General features: G+C 47.2%; 17 protein-coding genes. 8 read left to right on the top strand and 9 right to left on the bottom strand.

Annotated elements, in window-relative coordinates:
• Nucleotide 1 precedes the first annotated feature (1 nt).
• Nucleotides 2–1,093, bottom strand: a complete 1,092-nt coding sequence (locus tag BMW71_RS06220) for a Gfo/Idh/MocA family protein (RefSeq protein WP_092171018.1) — start codon at nt 1,091–1,093, stop codon at nt 2–4.
• Nucleotides 1,090–1,707, bottom strand: a complete 618-nt coding sequence (locus tag BMW71_RS06215) for a hypothetical protein (protein WP_092171016.1) — start codon at nt 1,705–1,707, stop codon at nt 1,090–1,092. The genes BMW71_RS06220 and BMW71_RS06215 overlap by 4 nt, the downstream gene beginning before the upstream one ends.
• Nucleotides 1,708–1,890: 183 nt before the next feature.
• Here BMW71_RS06215 and BMW71_RS06210 point away from each other — a divergent pair, with 183 nt between their 5' ends.
• From BMW71_RS06210 to gap, 3 genes are all read left to right on the top strand, one after another.
• Entirely contained in the window at nt 1,891–2,628 is a 738-nt protein-coding gene (locus BMW71_RS06210; protein ID WP_092171013.1) for a hypothetical protein, read from the top strand.
• Nucleotides 2,629–2,667: 39 nt separating this feature from the next.
• Entirely contained in the window at nt 2,668–3,252 is a 585-nt protein-coding gene (locus BMW71_RS06205; RefSeq protein WP_092171010.1) for a YqaA family protein, read from the top strand.
• Nucleotides 3,253–3,506: 254 nt separating this feature from the next.
• Nucleotides 3,507–4,499: a type I glyceraldehyde-3-phosphate dehydrogenase gene (gap, locus tag BMW71_RS06200; protein ID WP_092171008.1), complete on the top strand. Its 993-nt coding sequence runs from the start codon at nt 3,507–3,509 to the stop codon at nt 4,497–4,499.
• A 144-nt stretch (nt 4,500–4,643) separates the two neighbouring features.
• On the opposite strand, the gene BMW71_RS06195 is transcribed toward gap, so the two are convergent.
• Both BMW71_RS06195 and BMW71_RS06190 read right to left on the bottom strand, forming a co-directional pair.
• Complete coding sequence (locus BMW71_RS06195) at nt 4,644–6,212, bottom strand: FG-GAP repeat domain-containing protein (RefSeq protein ID WP_092171005.1); 1,569 nt, start codon at nt 6,210–6,212, stop codon at nt 4,644–4,646.
• 255 nt (nt 6,213–6,467) lie between these two features.
• Nucleotides 6,468–6,896, bottom strand: coding sequence for a response regulator (locus BMW71_RS06190; RefSeq protein WP_092171003.1), 429 nt, complete (start codon nt 6,894–6,896; stop codon nt 6,468–6,470).
• A gap of 223 nt (nt 6,897–7,119) precedes the next feature.
• Between BMW71_RS06190 and BMW71_RS06185 the strand changes: the two genes are divergently transcribed.
• A complete protein-coding gene (locus BMW71_RS06185; protein WP_092171000.1) occupies nt 7,120–7,389 on the top strand; it encodes a hypothetical protein in 270 nt (89 codons plus the stop codon).
• Between the two features lie 129 nt (nt 7,390–7,518).
• Entirely contained in the window at nt 7,519–8,313 is a 795-nt protein-coding gene (locus BMW71_RS06180; protein ID WP_092170997.1) for a 4'-phosphopantetheinyl transferase family protein, read from the top strand.
• Between the two features lie 43 nt (nt 8,314–8,356).
• Here the strand turns inward: BMW71_RS06180 and BMW71_RS06175 are convergent, their stop codons facing one another.
• The 4 genes from BMW71_RS06175 to BMW71_RS23515 form a co-directional block, all read right to left on the bottom strand.
• Nucleotides 8,357–8,743: a helicase-related protein gene (locus tag BMW71_RS06175; RefSeq protein ID WP_092170995.1), complete on the bottom strand. Its 387-nt coding sequence runs from the start codon at nt 8,741–8,743 to the stop codon at nt 8,357–8,359.
• Nucleotides 8,744–8,764: 21 nt separating this feature from the next.
• The gene (locus tag BMW71_RS06170) at nt 8,765–8,941 is read right to left on the bottom strand and encodes an SWF/SNF helicase family protein (RefSeq protein ID WP_143057566.1); all 177 of its coding nucleotides are present in this window, start codon (nt 8,939–8,941) and stop codon (nt 8,765–8,767) included.
• Between the two features lie 33 nt (nt 8,942–8,974).
• Nucleotides 8,975–10,198 carry a DEAD/DEAH box helicase gene (locus BMW71_RS06165; protein ID WP_177179583.1) on the bottom strand — a complete coding sequence of 408 codons (1,224 nt, stop codon included), beginning with the start codon at nt 10,196–10,198 and terminating at the stop codon, nt 8,975–8,977.
• A 318-nt stretch (nt 10,199–10,516) separates the two neighbouring features.
• Nucleotides 10,517–10,729 carry a hypothetical protein gene (locus BMW71_RS23515; protein ID WP_143057565.1) on the bottom strand — a complete coding sequence of 71 codons (213 nt, stop codon included), beginning with the start codon at nt 10,727–10,729 and terminating at the stop codon, nt 10,517–10,519.
• An 84-nt stretch (nt 10,730–10,813) separates the two neighbouring features.
• On the opposite strand from BMW71_RS23515, the gene BMW71_RS06155 reads away from it, so the two are divergent.
• Together BMW71_RS06155 and BMW71_RS06150 are read left to right on the top strand one after the other, a co-directional pair.
• Nucleotides 10,814–11,911: a 6-bladed beta-propeller gene (locus BMW71_RS06155; protein WP_092170985.1), complete on the top strand. Its 1,098-nt coding sequence runs from the start codon at nt 10,814–10,816 to the stop codon at nt 11,909–11,911.
• 62 nt (nt 11,912–11,973) lie between these two features.
• The gene (locus tag BMW71_RS06150) at nt 11,974–12,471 is read left to right on the top strand and encodes a hypothetical protein (RefSeq protein WP_092170982.1); all 498 of its coding nucleotides are present in this window, start codon (nt 11,974–11,976) and stop codon (nt 12,469–12,471) included.
• Nucleotides 12,472–12,481: 10 nt separating this feature from the next.
• On the opposite strand, the gene BMW71_RS06145 is transcribed toward BMW71_RS06150, so the two are convergent.
• Nucleotides 12,482–13,114, bottom strand: a complete 633-nt coding sequence (locus BMW71_RS06145; RefSeq protein ID WP_218145563.1) for a TetR/AcrR family transcriptional regulator — start codon at nt 13,112–13,114, stop codon at nt 12,482–12,484.
• A gap of 116 nt (nt 13,115–13,230) precedes the next feature.
• Between BMW71_RS06145 and BMW71_RS06140 the strand changes: the two genes are divergently transcribed.
• Entirely contained in the window at nt 13,231–13,908 is a 678-nt protein-coding gene (locus BMW71_RS06140; RefSeq protein WP_317041130.1) for an alpha-ketoglutarate-dependent dioxygenase AlkB family protein, read from the top strand.
• The last annotated feature ends 1 nt before the right edge of the window (nt 13,909 follow it).

Here is a 13,909-nt window from a genome sequence, read left to right as displayed (position 1 = left end):
CCTATTTCAAATAGATCCGCTGCCCTTTTGCTGCACTTTCCATTGCGGCTTCGAGGATTTCTACCACTACCAGGTTATTCTCCAGAGAGGACAAATCAGTGGGTTTTACTTCCACCTTGCCCCGAACTACCGCTGCCAGGTAGGAAAATGGGTCGTCAAAAGGATAGGGCCTTTCCGGTAGCTGGCGAATCGACTCAGAACGCTCTCCAGCTGTTCTGCTTACCATCTGTGTGTTGTTTTTTGCCAGGAAATAGCCCGTTTTTCCGTACACCTCCATGTCCTTTCTGCTGAAGGGCCAGTTCCAGGAGGCCTGAATGACTCCCTGGGTCTCGGGATATTCCAGTAAAATCGTGGCCTCGTCATCGACTTTTGGGTAGATATCCGGCTTTATCTGTTTCAACTCCGCAGTCACCGACAGAGGTTTTTGCCCGTTCATAAGCCAGGTCATCAGATTCGCTCCGTAGCAGCCGAAATCGATGACTGCGCCGCCTCCATTCAGCACCGGATCGGTTAGCCAATCCAGAAACTCCTGATTCACGCCTATTTCCATGGGGCCTTCGTGGCCGTCGTTGATGACCACCCGCCTCAAAGGACCGATGACAGCCGGATCGGAAACCTGCTTCTTAACTTCGTGATTGCTGGCATACCAGGTAGTCTCGTAGTTGGTCAGCAGGTGAATGCCGTGTTTCCTGGCCAGTGCGGCCATTTCGCGGGCATGGGCATTACTCACAGCGAGTGGTTTTTCTACCATCACGTGAATTCCCCGAGGCGCACAGGCCTGCACTACTTCCAGGTGTTCGTAAATGGAGCCGAAAGCCGTAACTGCTTCCGGGCTGACCGCTGAAAAAAGGGCTTCCATGCTTGGATAAACCAAATCCATGGACAAGCCGTGCCTGGCAGTAAACCTGCGGGCAAGGTCTTCGTTCGACTCAACTATGCCGACAATCTCCACGTCTCCGATGTCCTCCCGGCCCAAAATCCAGTGTACATGCGAATGAGTAAGTCCCACCACGGCGATTTTTACCGGCGATTGCGCCAAAACCGCATGGAATCCGGCGAGGGTGCCAACTAGTATGCTAAAAAGAATTTTCATGGTTCTTTGTTAAGTAAGGGTTTACGTATCTTTTGAAAAAAAGCCTGGGAATCCTTTCTTCTTTTTTCCCGGGCTTTTTGCCTCCTTTTTTTATTCTGGCGAGAACTATTTACGACTACGGATCGGAGGGATATCCCTACCTGTCCAACGTACCAGGGCTGTCTTCCAACCAGGTTCAGATTTGGCTTATAATCTACGGAAAAGGTAATCCCCATCAAAGTCATTTCCACGCCAGCGATGAAATCCAAGCCCAGGCTCGGGTTCCCGTAAGTAGCAATCAGTTGCCTTGTTTCGGGAACGCGCTCCCGGCTTTCCCCGATACCCAGGGATATCCCTCCACCGTAATAATAGTTGAATCGCCTTGAAAGCAGGGGTCGGTGCTTTTGGACAACGGCATGCACGGTCGTATTTACATCCAAGTCGGACTGAAGCATTGCTTCGACCGTGAGACCTTTGGCAATGCGCTGTTGCAGACTGAGTCCAAGTGTGCGGTAAGAATTGTTGTTGCCAAAACGCAAACCGAGGGCGGTACCATAGGACTGTCCGAAGGAAATACCCGGGAAGGTCCCTTCGATCAGCAGCAGGACAAGGGCTATGAATACTGTCTTTTGCATAGGGAATCAAACTGGTTGACGCATCCTTCAAAAAACCAGCCAACTACCCAAATAGAAGCAATCAATTTGGTGCCTCTTGTATGGAAAATGCCCTGGGTAACCTATTCGGGATTTAAACGACCGTTGTCTTGTGAAACACAAATTAATAAGTAAATTTAACCTGTCTACAAATGCCAACAAACCATGAAATTAATCCTATTGATCGCAGTACTGGCCTGTTGTTCCCAACTGCAAGCGCAAAACCTGGAAGGCGCCTGGAAACTTACCCATCAAAACGGGGAAGCAATTACCGACAGGGAGTATATCAAAATTTACCAGGATGGGTATTTTGCATTCGGAGCCAAGGAAATCGCTGGCAATAAGTTTCTGTATGCGGGCGGAGGGCCATTTGATTTGGATCAAACTACGTATACGGAGCAGCTGGATTTCCTGACCTTGGATCCCGAACAGGTTGGTACTACCAATCGGTATACGCTTGATTTCGCCAACAACCGCATGGTCATTTCCACGAGAATAAAAGGGGAAGACCTGATTGAAATCTGGGAAAAGGTATCCGCTGACAAGGACGATCTTACCCGAAATTGGGTGATTACCGGCAGAAAACGGGATGGAAAACTATCCGAAATGACTCCCGGAGCCCGACGAACCGTAAAAATCCTGAGCGGTGGCCGTTTTCAGTGGATTGCCTTTAATTCGGAAACGAAGGAATTTAGCGGAACCGGTGGAGGTACCTATGAGGCAAGGGATGGTACGTACACCGAAACGATCACTTTTTTTTCCAGGGACGACAGCCGGGTAGGGGCGGAACTTAATTTTGACTACGAGATCATCGATGGCAAATGGCACCACAGTGGCTTGAGCAGCACCGGAAATCCCATTTACGAAGTCTGGTCTCCCTATGAGGAGGCCTACCGCCCGTAAAATTGACAGTTCCCATATTCCATCGTTTTTTTTCCACGTATGGCTACTAGAAAAAACCGGGAAAGGGCAAAATTTTTGCTGCTAAACTTGCTAAAAAGCTTTTTTTACCTGGCACTGTTGGTGGGTCTTTTTCTACTATTTCGGCATTTCAGCACGGAAGAGCAGCGCTATGCCTGGTTTGGAAGCATTTACGACAATACCGTCCTGGTCATGGGGATGTTCGTTTTGTCCGAGATTCTCTTCGGTATCATTCCTCCGGAGGTCTTTATGCTCTGGTCGCTGGAAACGGCGAGTATCGGTCCCTATTTCCTGAGTATTGGCATCCTGTCCGTGATTTCCTACGGCGCGGGTTTTCTAAACTTTACTCTCGGGAGGTGGGTGCGGGACAAAGACTGGATCAGCCGCACACGATTTCCCCGCTTGCGAAGGTACATGCGCCTGTTTGAAAAATATGGCGGCTATTTGGTCGTCGTCGCCTCCATTACGCCCTTGCCCTTTTCTGCGATTTCCCTGCTGTCCGGCGTGGGCGGATTGCACCCGAGAACCTACCTTTTGCTTAGCCTATTCCGGATTCTTCGGTACTTTGTGTATGCATCGATCTTAACGGGTATAGCGGGTTTGTAACCCGCTGTGCACTTCCCCTGGATACTGATGGCGGTTCGGAATGAACAAGCAGCTCGGGGTGTTTAAGGCGCTTTGCTTTTGGAGGGGTACCCGTTTCCTACCCCTGAAAAAAGCGTCTCTTGCCTCTCTTGCAGCCGAAGAAATGCCCCGCCCATCAATGCATATCCCGCGAAAATCAACCCATTTTTTGCCGATTTAATCAGGATCGGGCGGGTTTTTAAAATTCTTTCTTAATTTCGGCGGATAGTTTACTCATGAAGAAAAAAAGAATTGCTATCAACGGCTGTGGAAGGATCGGCCGCCTCACCATTAAACTGATCCTGGATAGACCTGACCTCGATTTGGTGGCCGTAAATGACCTCACCGATCCAAAGACGCTGGTCCATTTGCTGCAGTACGACTCCGTACACGGCAAATACCCGCATCGATTGGTCGAAAAAGACGGCAACATTCAGGTTGGGGACAAGATCATCCGGATCTTTGCCGAGAAAGACCCGCAATACATCCCCTGGGGAGCACTGGACATCGACGTGGTTTTGGAAGCAACCGGTAAATTTACCAGTGTGGAGGGTGCCGCATTGCACCTAAAGGCAGGGGCCAGAAAAGTCATCATCACCGCTCCTTCTAAAAGTCCGGAAGTGCCCATGGTGGTACTGGGGGTGAACGAAGACATCCTGAAAGGGGACGAGACCATCGTTTCCAACGCTTCCTGCACAACCAACTGCCTGGCTCCCATGGTGAAAGTACTGGATAAGGCCTTTGGAATTGTCAAGGGCTATGTGTCTACGGTACACTCCTACACCAACGACCAAAACCTCCATGACGCACCGCACCGGGACCTGCGTAGGGCCAGAGCCGCTGCCTACTCCATCATTCCTACCACTACCCATGCCGCACGGGCAATGGAGGTGGTCTTACCGGAATTGCGCGGGAAAATCGAGGCTTCCGCGATGCGTGTACCCGTACCCGATGGCTCGCTTACCGACCTGATCGTGTTGTTGGAAAAAGAAGTCGACGCCGCCACCATCAACCGGGCATTTTACGAAGCTTCCCAAACCGATTTTAAGGGCATCATCGAGTACTCAGAAGACCCCCTGGTTTCAATAGATATTGTGGGTAATCCGCATTCTTGTATTCTGGATGCTGAGCTTACTTCCACCATGGGAAACCTGGTCAAGGTAGTGGGTTGGTACGACAACGAATCCGGGTATTCGAACCGTCTGGTCGAGTTGGTAACCAAATTGTAAGCAAGGGAAGGCCAAAAAAAGAAAAACGTTTGAGACATCCTTGCCGGTACCTTCCCGTACGCTTTCAACCTTGAACTACATCCCAAAAAGTAGTTTAATAGAGCCCGGCTTCGGGAAGATTTGCAAGCGTACGGAATACGGGCGCTACTCCGACGTGTTTTCCAACCAGAGAAAGGGAAGGCTACCCTCCACCCACTGCTGGAAGTAGCGGGTATAGTCGGTACCAAACACCATGGATCCCAATAAAATGTCCAAATCTCCGTCTCCATCCATGTCCCCTACATCCATTGCCATCCAACGACCCCCAGTGGATCCGGCAAACGTGCTGGCTTCAAAGCGGCCCTCCCCTTTGTTTTCCAGGTAGACAAAACCCTCCTCCGGAGCATTTTCAAAATCGGGAAAGAACGAAATTGCGGCAATGTCCAAGTCTCCATCCCCATCAAAATCAGCCGGAACCGCTTTGTATGCACCGGGCAACGGATAAAAGAAATCCTCCTCAAACCGGTTGCGGCCATCGTTGAGGAATACGCGAATGCCGTGGTAGGGTTTGGTAATTGGGTCGTAATCCGCGTTGTCTCCGGCCGTGTACACGATGTCCGGATGCCCGTCGGCATTAAAATCGACCAGGTCAAAAAAACTGGAGCCATAACTGGGCGGAAACCGTAAAACCGGCTCCTCCACAAACGCTCCTCCCCCTTGGTTATGATAAATAAAAATACCCTCGTCTCCCTGTCCAAAAAGTGCGATGATATCTTTTTTCCCGTTACCGTTCAGGTCTCGGATATACGCCTTGGTGGCGCCCGGTTTGTTACGCAGGGGAAACTTTTGAAAGCTCCCATTGGGATTCTGCTTCCACCAACTAAGGCCACCTGTCTGCTTGCCGTATTCACAGATAAGCAAATCGTCCAGCCCATCTCCATCCAGGTCTCCCCGATCCAGGTGGACAGGACGTTGCAGGTTTTGAACCAGAATGGGGGTCGGCTGACCGGGTGCATCTGGAAGCTGCATGACAAAACCCAGGTCCATGTCCGTCGGATTAAAGGTACCGATTACCAGCGCCAGACTCCCTTTCTCGTCGGTGTGGATCCAGACCGTTCCCTCCGGACTGCGTGCTGTTTTGATGACCTGAAAATCGGCATCCATAATGGACAAGCTGGACCTACCGGCATCGCTAATAAAAAAACGGTCTGGGGAATCGATTTTCACCATGAGAGTCATGGCGTTTTTTGTTTTGCTACCTGGTTTTTTCAGCCGAAAATGGGGAAGGCCCTTGCGGATGGGTTCTCTTTTTTCCAGGGTTAATTGCTCCGGAGCCTGTTCCAGGTAATACCTGCTGATCTTCCCGAAAATAAGAGAATCGATAATCGGCGTTTTGGGAAACACCTGCTGTTGCTCAACGATTTGTCCAGCCCTTCCTCCTTCCAAAAGCCAGTCCCGAATGGTATCATTGGCGTAAATCCCATAATAATGCCCCATTCTTGGAAGGATGGTTTCCCAAGTCGCCCGGTCCAGCAATCCTGGATCTGGCAACAAATGGCAGCCGGTACAGTAGCTGCGGGCCAGGGTACTTGCTGGCTGCTCCAAAAGAGCGGAACGTTTTTTTTCCTGCGATTCACGATTCGCTGGCTTTTCCGCCGTTTTTTTTGTGTCGGTTTGGCATCCATCAAACACAAGTAGGAGCACGAGAATAATCCACTGATAGCGTTTTTTCATAAGCAAAGGAATTAGCGACCGCTTTTTTCGGGGCTTCACTGCGCTTCGACAAGCCAGGTTGCAGCCGGTAAATCTGCGAATACCAACGAAGCTTCGCTGACACGAATATACGTGATCCCTGGATAGCATCGCCCGTATTTTCGTGATTTTAGCTGGTGGGAAAGCCACAAGGTACTGCCGCTAGTCAGCGGGAGAAATAAAGGTTAGTAACGAACTACAATCCCGGCACTGCTTGCTTCCTGGGAAAAACTCCTATCAGCCCAAATTGCCAGGCCTTAAGCGATCCCCTAATTGAAACTGTATGCTTCCATACAGGGTCGTAGTATCCAGGGGTTTGAGTAGAAATTCGTCGATCCCCAGATGCAAACATTTTGCTTTGGCTCCCTCCGAAAGATCCGCAGAGATCGCGATTATGGGAATATTCTGATTGGAGATCCCAACCTGACCCGAGCGAATGGCCCTGGCTGTCTCGAAGCCATCCAATACAGGCATCTGCAAATCCATCAAAATTAAATCATATCCGGTAGTCGCTACCCGTTTTAGGGCAGCCGCCCCGTCTGCCGCCACCTCAAAAAGCGTGTTTTTCCAGGAAGTTAACGTTATTTTCAAAAGTAGCCGAACCACGGGGTCATCGTCTACAATCAATAGTTTTTTTCCCCCCAGGTCAAAAATTCGTTTTTCCATTCGTCTCACGTTAAATAACGATTAAAAAGATTAATCAATACATCAGATCAATGCCGGTTTGAAAATAATTAATCCCAAATTATATTCCAAAATAATGACACAGAATACAGAATTAACGTAAGAAACTTCGTTTTTTTGTTCGCGTCTTTTAGCAACTACCAATTTAGAGGCCATTTCTGCTGTTCCAAATCCCCACCGGAATCGGTCCAGAATCTCTGGGGTTGTGAAGAAATCGGTGGGCCGATTGACGGGCAAAACTGTTGGTAGAAATGGCCAGAATGTAGCCGTTGTTTGTACCGATAGCGGAAGCGGAAGTCAGCCCAGCACTGGCATGCAGCAAACGATCGCCTCCCGGATGATGCGATCCCAGGGCTTTACCGGAGTGTTTGTGGTCGATGTAAAGGTTTTTCCTGATTTGGGGTTTTCCTTTATCGCCACACAGGTTAGCTGTTCCCCAACCGAAGAATTCGAAAACGAAATCCTGAGTACGTAGTTGCCCGTATCCTGGCAGTTGCTCTTTACCGACAGTGGAAGTAACCCCGACAGGGACGGAGATGGGGTTCCCGATGAACTAGCCTGCGCTCCGAATGATCCCACCAGGAGGTAGCTACATAAAAAAAAATTGGCTATATTTCCAGAAATCCTACTACAACGATCCGTTTACGTGGTGCAAATCAAGGTTTTTTGTGAAGAAATACCTCCTCCGGACTGGAAGGAGAAAAAGCATTCCAAAAACGGTATTTTCCTGGATATATGGCGTATTCCGCTTTCCTTATCCAAGCAATCCTTTGAAACGATTAACGGATTCTTGTCTGATGAAGAACGCGCACAGGCGCACCGATTTGCGCAAAAACCGGATCGAAACCGGTACATCCTGGGTAGGGGATTTCTCAGGAAACTATTACAGGTTTATCTGAATGAAGACAATGGTTCTCTACGATTTGGCAAAAACAGGTACAACAAACCCTTTCTGCTCCGTAGGGATGAATTTCACTTCAACAGTAGCCATGGGGGCGACTGGGTTGTCATTGCCCTTTCCGGGAACGAGGTAGGAATTGACATCGAGCGGATCGATCCGCGGTTTACGTTTGAGGAACTGCTTCCCACCTTTTTTTCCGAAAGCGAGATTGCGTACATCAGGCAATCCCCCAGGCCGATCGAATCCTTTTATACCATCTGGACCCGCAAAGAGGCCTTGCTGAAAGGCATTGGGCTGGGGATGACGGATCACTTGAACGAATACACCTTTCTTAGCGGAAGTCAGGAGATGCTGCTGCCCTCACTAAGCCCAAACCGGGAGTGGCAGGTGAGAAGCTTTTCCATGGATCCGAAGTATCGCCTGAGTCTGGCCTTCCCGCAACGGAACCTTCAGCTACGGTTTTTTCATTGGGATTGCCTGTTCCCCGACAACGGTTAGAAAGAAAAATTCACCCGCTGCCAGCCGAAGAATGGCTGCATGCTTAATCAAATAGCGCCAGCATGGTGTCCCCGTCCAGTTCTCCAAAAAAACTGTCCCCCTCTGCGATAACCTCCCCGGCCAACTTGCTTTTTGATTCCTGGAGTCTCACGATCTTTTCCTCGACGGTGTCTTTGCATATCATGCGGTAAGCAATCACGTTTATTTTCTGTCCCATCCGATAGCAGCGGTCGATGGCCTGGTTTTCTACGGCTGGATTCCACCAGGGATCCAAAATATACACATAATCAGCAGCCGTGAGGTTAAGGCCTGTTCCCCCCGCTTTTAGGCTGATTAAAAATACCCGCTTTGTGGGGTCCTGCTGGAATTGATTTACCCGTAGCTCCCGCTCCTTCAAACTGGCTTTGCCCTCCAAATAGGTGTAGGATATGTGGTTTTCGTTTAGCCTTTCCTAAACGATGTCCAGCATCTTTACAAATTGACTAAATACCAATAATTTATGATCCCCTGTTTTTTCTTTGACGTGCTCTAAAAGTAAATCAATTTTCGCTGAGGCTTCCATTTCTTCGGTATGGGAAACCAGATTCGTGGCATCGCATACTTGGCGCAAACGCGTCAATCCTTCCAAGACGTACATTTTTGACTGTGCGGCTCCTTCTTCCTAAAACTTTTTCAATAGGTAATCCCGGTATTCGTTTCGGTAGGCGTCGTATATTTTGCGCTGGATTGGGACCATCTCACAATACAGGTATTCTTCGGTCTTATCCGGCAACTCTTTGAGCACTTCTCGTTTCGTCCTTCTCAGGACGAAGGGTTCGATTTTTTTGCGCAATTCGTCCAGAATCGCTCCATCGCCCTTTTTTAAGGCATCCAGGTAGTTTTCCTTGAAAGACGTAAACGAATGAAAAAATCCGGGATTCACAAAATTCATTTGGGCATATAGCTCCGACAGCCCGTTTTCGATGGGGGTTCCGGTAAGGGCTATTCGAAAGTTAGCCCTGAGCTTGGTGATGGCTTTGTAGCGCGCGGACTGGGTATTCTTGATGGCCTGGGATTCATCTGTGATGATGAGATCAAATTCCAGCTGTTGCAATAATTCCAAATCATTGATTACCAAGCCATAACTGGTCAACAAAACCTGATGCTTCCGGAGCGCTTCGACCTGATCGTAGCGGTTGCCATGGTGGATGAAGTAATCCAAATGAGGCGCAAACTTTTCCAATTCATCCTTCCAATTAAACAGCAGCGTGGTGGGGGCTACCACGAGCACCTTCGCCCCTTTTTTGGAAGTTAACTTACAGATCAGGGTAATGAGTTGGAGCGTTTTCCCCAAGCCCATGTCATCCGCGAGAATACCTCCCCATTGGTATTCTCGCAGGAAATTAAGCCAATTGAAACCGGCTTTCTGATACGGCCTGAGCTCAGCCTTTAGTTGCTTGGGAATGCGGGTTGATTTGATGCTGGAAAACTGCTTTAACTTTTCCTTCTTTTCTTCAATCTCTTTCAGTATCTCCGGAAAATTAATGAGTTCTTCCACCTCATCCATCAAATTAAACTGTGTTTTAGAGATGTTGAGTTGGTCTTTATCGGTTTCGCCGCTGCGAAATAGACGGTTAAATTTCCGAACCCACTTTTCGGGCAAAATCCCAATGGTCCCGTCTGTCAATTCTACGTAATTCCTATCCCGGTCCAAGGCTCTTTTGATATCCTTTAATTTGACCTTATTATTTCCGAAAGCGACCTCCGCCTTTAGCTCAAACCAATCCTGTCTGGATCGGAATTCGAGGTTTACGGTCGGGGCGAAAAGCGAATATTTTTTGATTTTTTTAGTTTCCAAGCCAAATACCGTCACCTGATTGGCCTTCAACGTTTCAAAAGCTTTCATTAACCAAAGGTTTTCCATAAAGCTATCGTGCGTCAGGTGAAAAAACCCCTGGTTACCCCTCTTCCAAAATTGGGATGCAGGGATCTAAGAAATGCCACGAAATCATCTTCCACATCTTCGTCTCTCAGGTAAAGGGTTTTACTCTCGGCATCCATGATACTGTTGCCCTACAGGGGATTCGAAAATGCCTGCGGAACATATTTGATAGCCGGGCGAAAAATCACCAGTCCGCTGAGTTCTGACACATACAATTGCTTTTGTAGCAAAGGGCTACGGTCGGATTCGTTGAAAAGGCCGGATTCGTCCAAAATTTCAAGGTTATTTGACAGAGGTACTATTATTTTTTGGATATATTCCTCCACATCCTTTTCCAAAAAATGGAAGACCGGGTAATGCAGCAAGAGTTTTAGGGTATCCAGGGCCTTCTGGTTTTGAAACACCAACAGTTGGCTTTCCTCCTTTACGGCAAGGATTTAATTTTGGCCAGCTGGCTTTTTTTTCACTTGGAAGACTCATAATTTGAAATCCCACCAAAATTAGTTTTCTTTTTCAATAATTGAAGGGAAAAACATTGGATAATTAACTTTAATTATTTAGTTTAAAGAAAATTTTTTTATGAAATTCCGTCTGATTCACCTTTCATATTTAGTAGTACTGCTGCTTCTGGCTTCCTGCCAAAAAGAAATCAAAACCAAAGATGGGTTGCCCTTAATGGAATTAGAAGGCATCGAATTGCTCAATACACCCTACGCTATTGTTAAAGTGATTCCTTTGGAAACCAATCAAAATAACCTTCTGGGCGACCATTTGACTTTAAAATTTAATGAAAATGCCCTTTTTATTTTTGATGAAAATGCCAGGGATGTCATCCATACCTTTGACCGCAACGGTAACTATCAGGGCAGGACCGTGGAAACAGGGCAGGGGCCGGGCATGGTTGCCAGGATCACTGATTTTATCCCCACCGCAGAAGGGATGGAAATCCTCAGTACCCTGGGAGATCAGGCAGAAGTTATCCAGTTTGATAATAATGGAGAAATTATTGGACAAGTTGGTCTTGAATACTTTGCTACTTCCATTGCGAAATTGCCCGGTGGACACTATGTGGCTTCCGGAAGTTATAATCTTCCCTTGGTTGAAAACCGACTGGCAATCATTAATGAGGAAGGGGAAACGGTAATGGAATTTCTAGCCAATAAACATGAAATTCTGCCCGCACAGGAAAAGAATTTCTCCACCATTGATGAGGCTGTTTTTTTCCATGAAATCTATAATACCCAAACCTATCAGGTTACGGAAGACCAATTGGTGCCCCAATATCAATTCGATTTTGGAAAATACAGTATTCCCGAACGGTTTTTTGAAATGGACTTTATGGCCGGTTTCGAATTGCTCAACCAGCAGGGATTTGCTTTCATTTCCCACTATTGGGAAAATGAGGATAAAGCCTTTTTTGGGGTAGACGTACAGGTAAATGGGGAGCTGAAAAAACACCAGGTCATCTTGGATAAGGAAAACATGAAGACGGGCAAAAGAATCACATCAGCCACCGAATTAACCGCCTTTTTCCATCCTGTAGGGTTGATGGAAGACCATTTGGTATTCATCGCACAGGCTCCGGATTATTTAAGTCTTGAGGCAGATCAATTGCCGGACAACAGCCCGATGGTTCAGGAAGGAGATAACCCGGTTTTGTTATTCGTTAAATTTTGAGCCTCCCGGATTAGTTGTTCGTAACATGTGGCTATTTTCACTCTGGAATCCCTATCAAACGTATGCGTACGTACACCCTACTATTGCTGTCTTTAATCCTTGTCTTTTTCGTTGGCTGTGGCCCTGTTGATCCTAAAATAGTTTTTCCGGAGAACTTGAAAACCTATCAGGTAACAGACAGCCTTGCTTTTGACCCTGACTGGATCCATGCTGAAATAAAATTGGTGGTGGTTTCCAAAGGCCTATATGTTTTTTCCATTCCCTTTATGGATATTTTAGAGGAGTATGATAAGGACATCCCGGTGATTATTGTAATTACCACCGAGGATAAAGATGAAATCATTCAGAAACTGAGGGAATACGAATTTCCCTATCCGTTTATACATGATCCGGATGGCTTGTTTATTGAAGAAAACCAATTATGGAAGCGTCTTGGTTATCAAGAGAAAAATACAATCGCTACATTTTTTATGGAAGGCGATTTCCTTTCCGAATTGGGTGGTGCCCAAATTGGTATAAGGCATCTATTCAAGAAACAATTAGATGAATTTTTGAGATAAAAATGATCTCTTATTCCTCCAAAAACTGTAACACCACCTCCACCGCTGCCAATTGCCTGGAGGGGGCGGATTCTATTTTGGAGATGACCTGCACCCCATTGTAAAGGGTAAATAACAGGTTGGCGAAGGCCTTAAGGTCCTTCCCTCTGGAAATTTCGCCCATTGCCTCGCCGGATTTCAGGTAGTCAAAAAACAGCTTTTCGAATTGAATTTGATTTTCCCGAAGCATGTCTTTCAAATCTCCATCTTCCGGCACCAATTCGGTCGTGATGTTCACTAAAAAGCAACCCCTACGATCCGTGTTTTCACGAACCACGTATTCAAAAAGTTTTCGAAAACCCTCAAGAACGTTTGGCTGGGCGTACAATAACTCGTAGTAGGCTTTTTTGGTGGTCTCTCGGTAGTTTTCAAACGCCCTCATAAACAAGTCTTTTTTCCCTTTATAGGTATCGTATAGGCTGGCGCGGTTGATTCCCAGGTGATCGACCAGATCCTGCACAGAGGTAGAATGGTAGCCTTTTTTCCAAAACAGCTCCATCGCTTTGTTTAAGATTTCGGTTTCATCGAAAGACTTGTTCCTGGCCATTGGGAAATTTGAAATAATGACGGATAGCCCATAAATATATAGTTTTGGAATGGCCATTCCAAAACTTAACTACACAATTTTGGAGGAGGAATGACTATCCGCCAATTTCCATTTCACGAGGGGTTGTTTTCAGCGCATCCCCTCGCTTCCAAATGGAATCTATACCGGTTTACTTGACACGCATTTCTTACTTGTACCGTAGGGGATTGAACCGTAGGCGGAAATTTCCGTACTTTGCCCGCATGAATCTTTTTGACAATCCAGCATTTCCTTCCAAAAACGTATTACCGCAAGACGGCCAGGCGTACTATCATGGCAAGGTGATCCCCGGAACGAAAGCCGATGATTACTTTAAGTCTTTGTGGGATACCATCGCCTGGAAAAACGATGAGGCGGTCATTTTTGGAAAAAAAATCGTAACCAGACGAAAAGTAGCCTGGTACGGGGATCAGGAATTTGAATACACCTATTCCAATAGCACGAAAAGAGCCCTTCCCTGGAACAGGGAGCTGTTAGAGATCAAAACGATTGCCGAGAAGCATACCGGCGAAACATACAATTCCTGCCTGCTAAACCTTTATCATTCCGGAGAAGAAGGAATGGCCTGGCACAGTGATGGAGAAAAAGACCTGAAAAAACACGGTGCCATTGCCTCGCTCAGCCTGGGAGCCGAGCGTAAATTTGCATTTAAACACAAGAAACGTAAGAATACTGTCTCGCTTTACCTTGAACATGGCAGCCTTTTGCTGATGAAAGGTATTACCCAGGACCATTGGCTTCATCGCCTGCCGCCTACCAAAAAGGTGTTGGATCCAAGGATCAACCTCACCTTTAGGTACATAAGCCAGTAGC

The organism is Cyclobacterium xiamenense (assembly GCF_900109255.1).
Taxonomy (GTDB): domain Bacteria; phylum Bacteroidota; class Bacteroidia; order Cytophagales; family Cyclobacteriaceae; genus Cyclobacterium; species Cyclobacterium xiamenense.
This window is presented reverse-complemented; position numbering and strand designations above follow the sequence as displayed.

What these genes read in the sequence shown, in the direction of transcription:
- BMW71_RS06220 (WP_092171018.1), bottom strand. Translation starts at nt 1,093, where the DNA reads ATGAAAATTCTTTTTAGCATACTAGTTGGCACCCTCGCCGGATTCCAT.
- BMW71_RS06215 (WP_092171016.1), bottom strand. Translation starts at nt 1,707, where the DNA reads ATGCAAAAGACAGTATTCATAGCCCTTGTCCTGCTGCTGATCGAAGGG.
- BMW71_RS06210 (WP_092171013.1), top strand. Translation starts at nt 1,891, where the DNA reads ATGAAATTAATCCTATTGATCGCAGTACTGGCCTGTTGTTCCCAACTG.
- BMW71_RS06205 (WP_092171010.1), top strand. Translation starts at nt 2,668, where the DNA reads ATGGCTACTAGAAAAAACCGGGAAAGGGCAAAATTTTTGCTGCTAAAC.
- gap (WP_092171008.1), top strand. Translation starts at nt 3,507, where the DNA reads ATGAAGAAAAAAAGAATTGCTATCAACGGCTGTGGAAGGATCGGCCGC.
- BMW71_RS06195 (WP_092171005.1), bottom strand. Translation starts at nt 6,212, where the DNA reads ATGAAAAAACGCTATCAGTGGATTATTCTCGTGCTCCTACTTGTGTTT.
- BMW71_RS06190 (WP_092171003.1), bottom strand. Translation starts at nt 6,896, where the DNA reads ATGGAAAAACGAATTTTTGACCTGGGGGGAAAAAAACTATTGATTGTA.
- BMW71_RS06165 (WP_177179583.1), bottom strand. Translation starts at nt 10,198, where the DNA reads ATGAAAGCTTTTGAAACGTTGAAGGCCAATCAGGTGACGGTATTTGGC.
- BMW71_RS06155 (WP_092170985.1), top strand. Translation starts at nt 10,814, where the DNA reads ATGAAATTCCGTCTGATTCACCTTTCATATTTAGTAGTACTGCTGCTT.
- BMW71_RS06150 (WP_092170982.1), top strand. Translation starts at nt 11,974, where the DNA reads ATGCGTACGTACACCCTACTATTGCTGTCTTTAATCCTTGTCTTTTTC.
- BMW71_RS06145 (WP_218145563.1), bottom strand. Translation starts at nt 13,114, where the DNA reads ATGGCCATTCCAAAACTATATATTTATGGGCTATCCGTCATTATTTCA.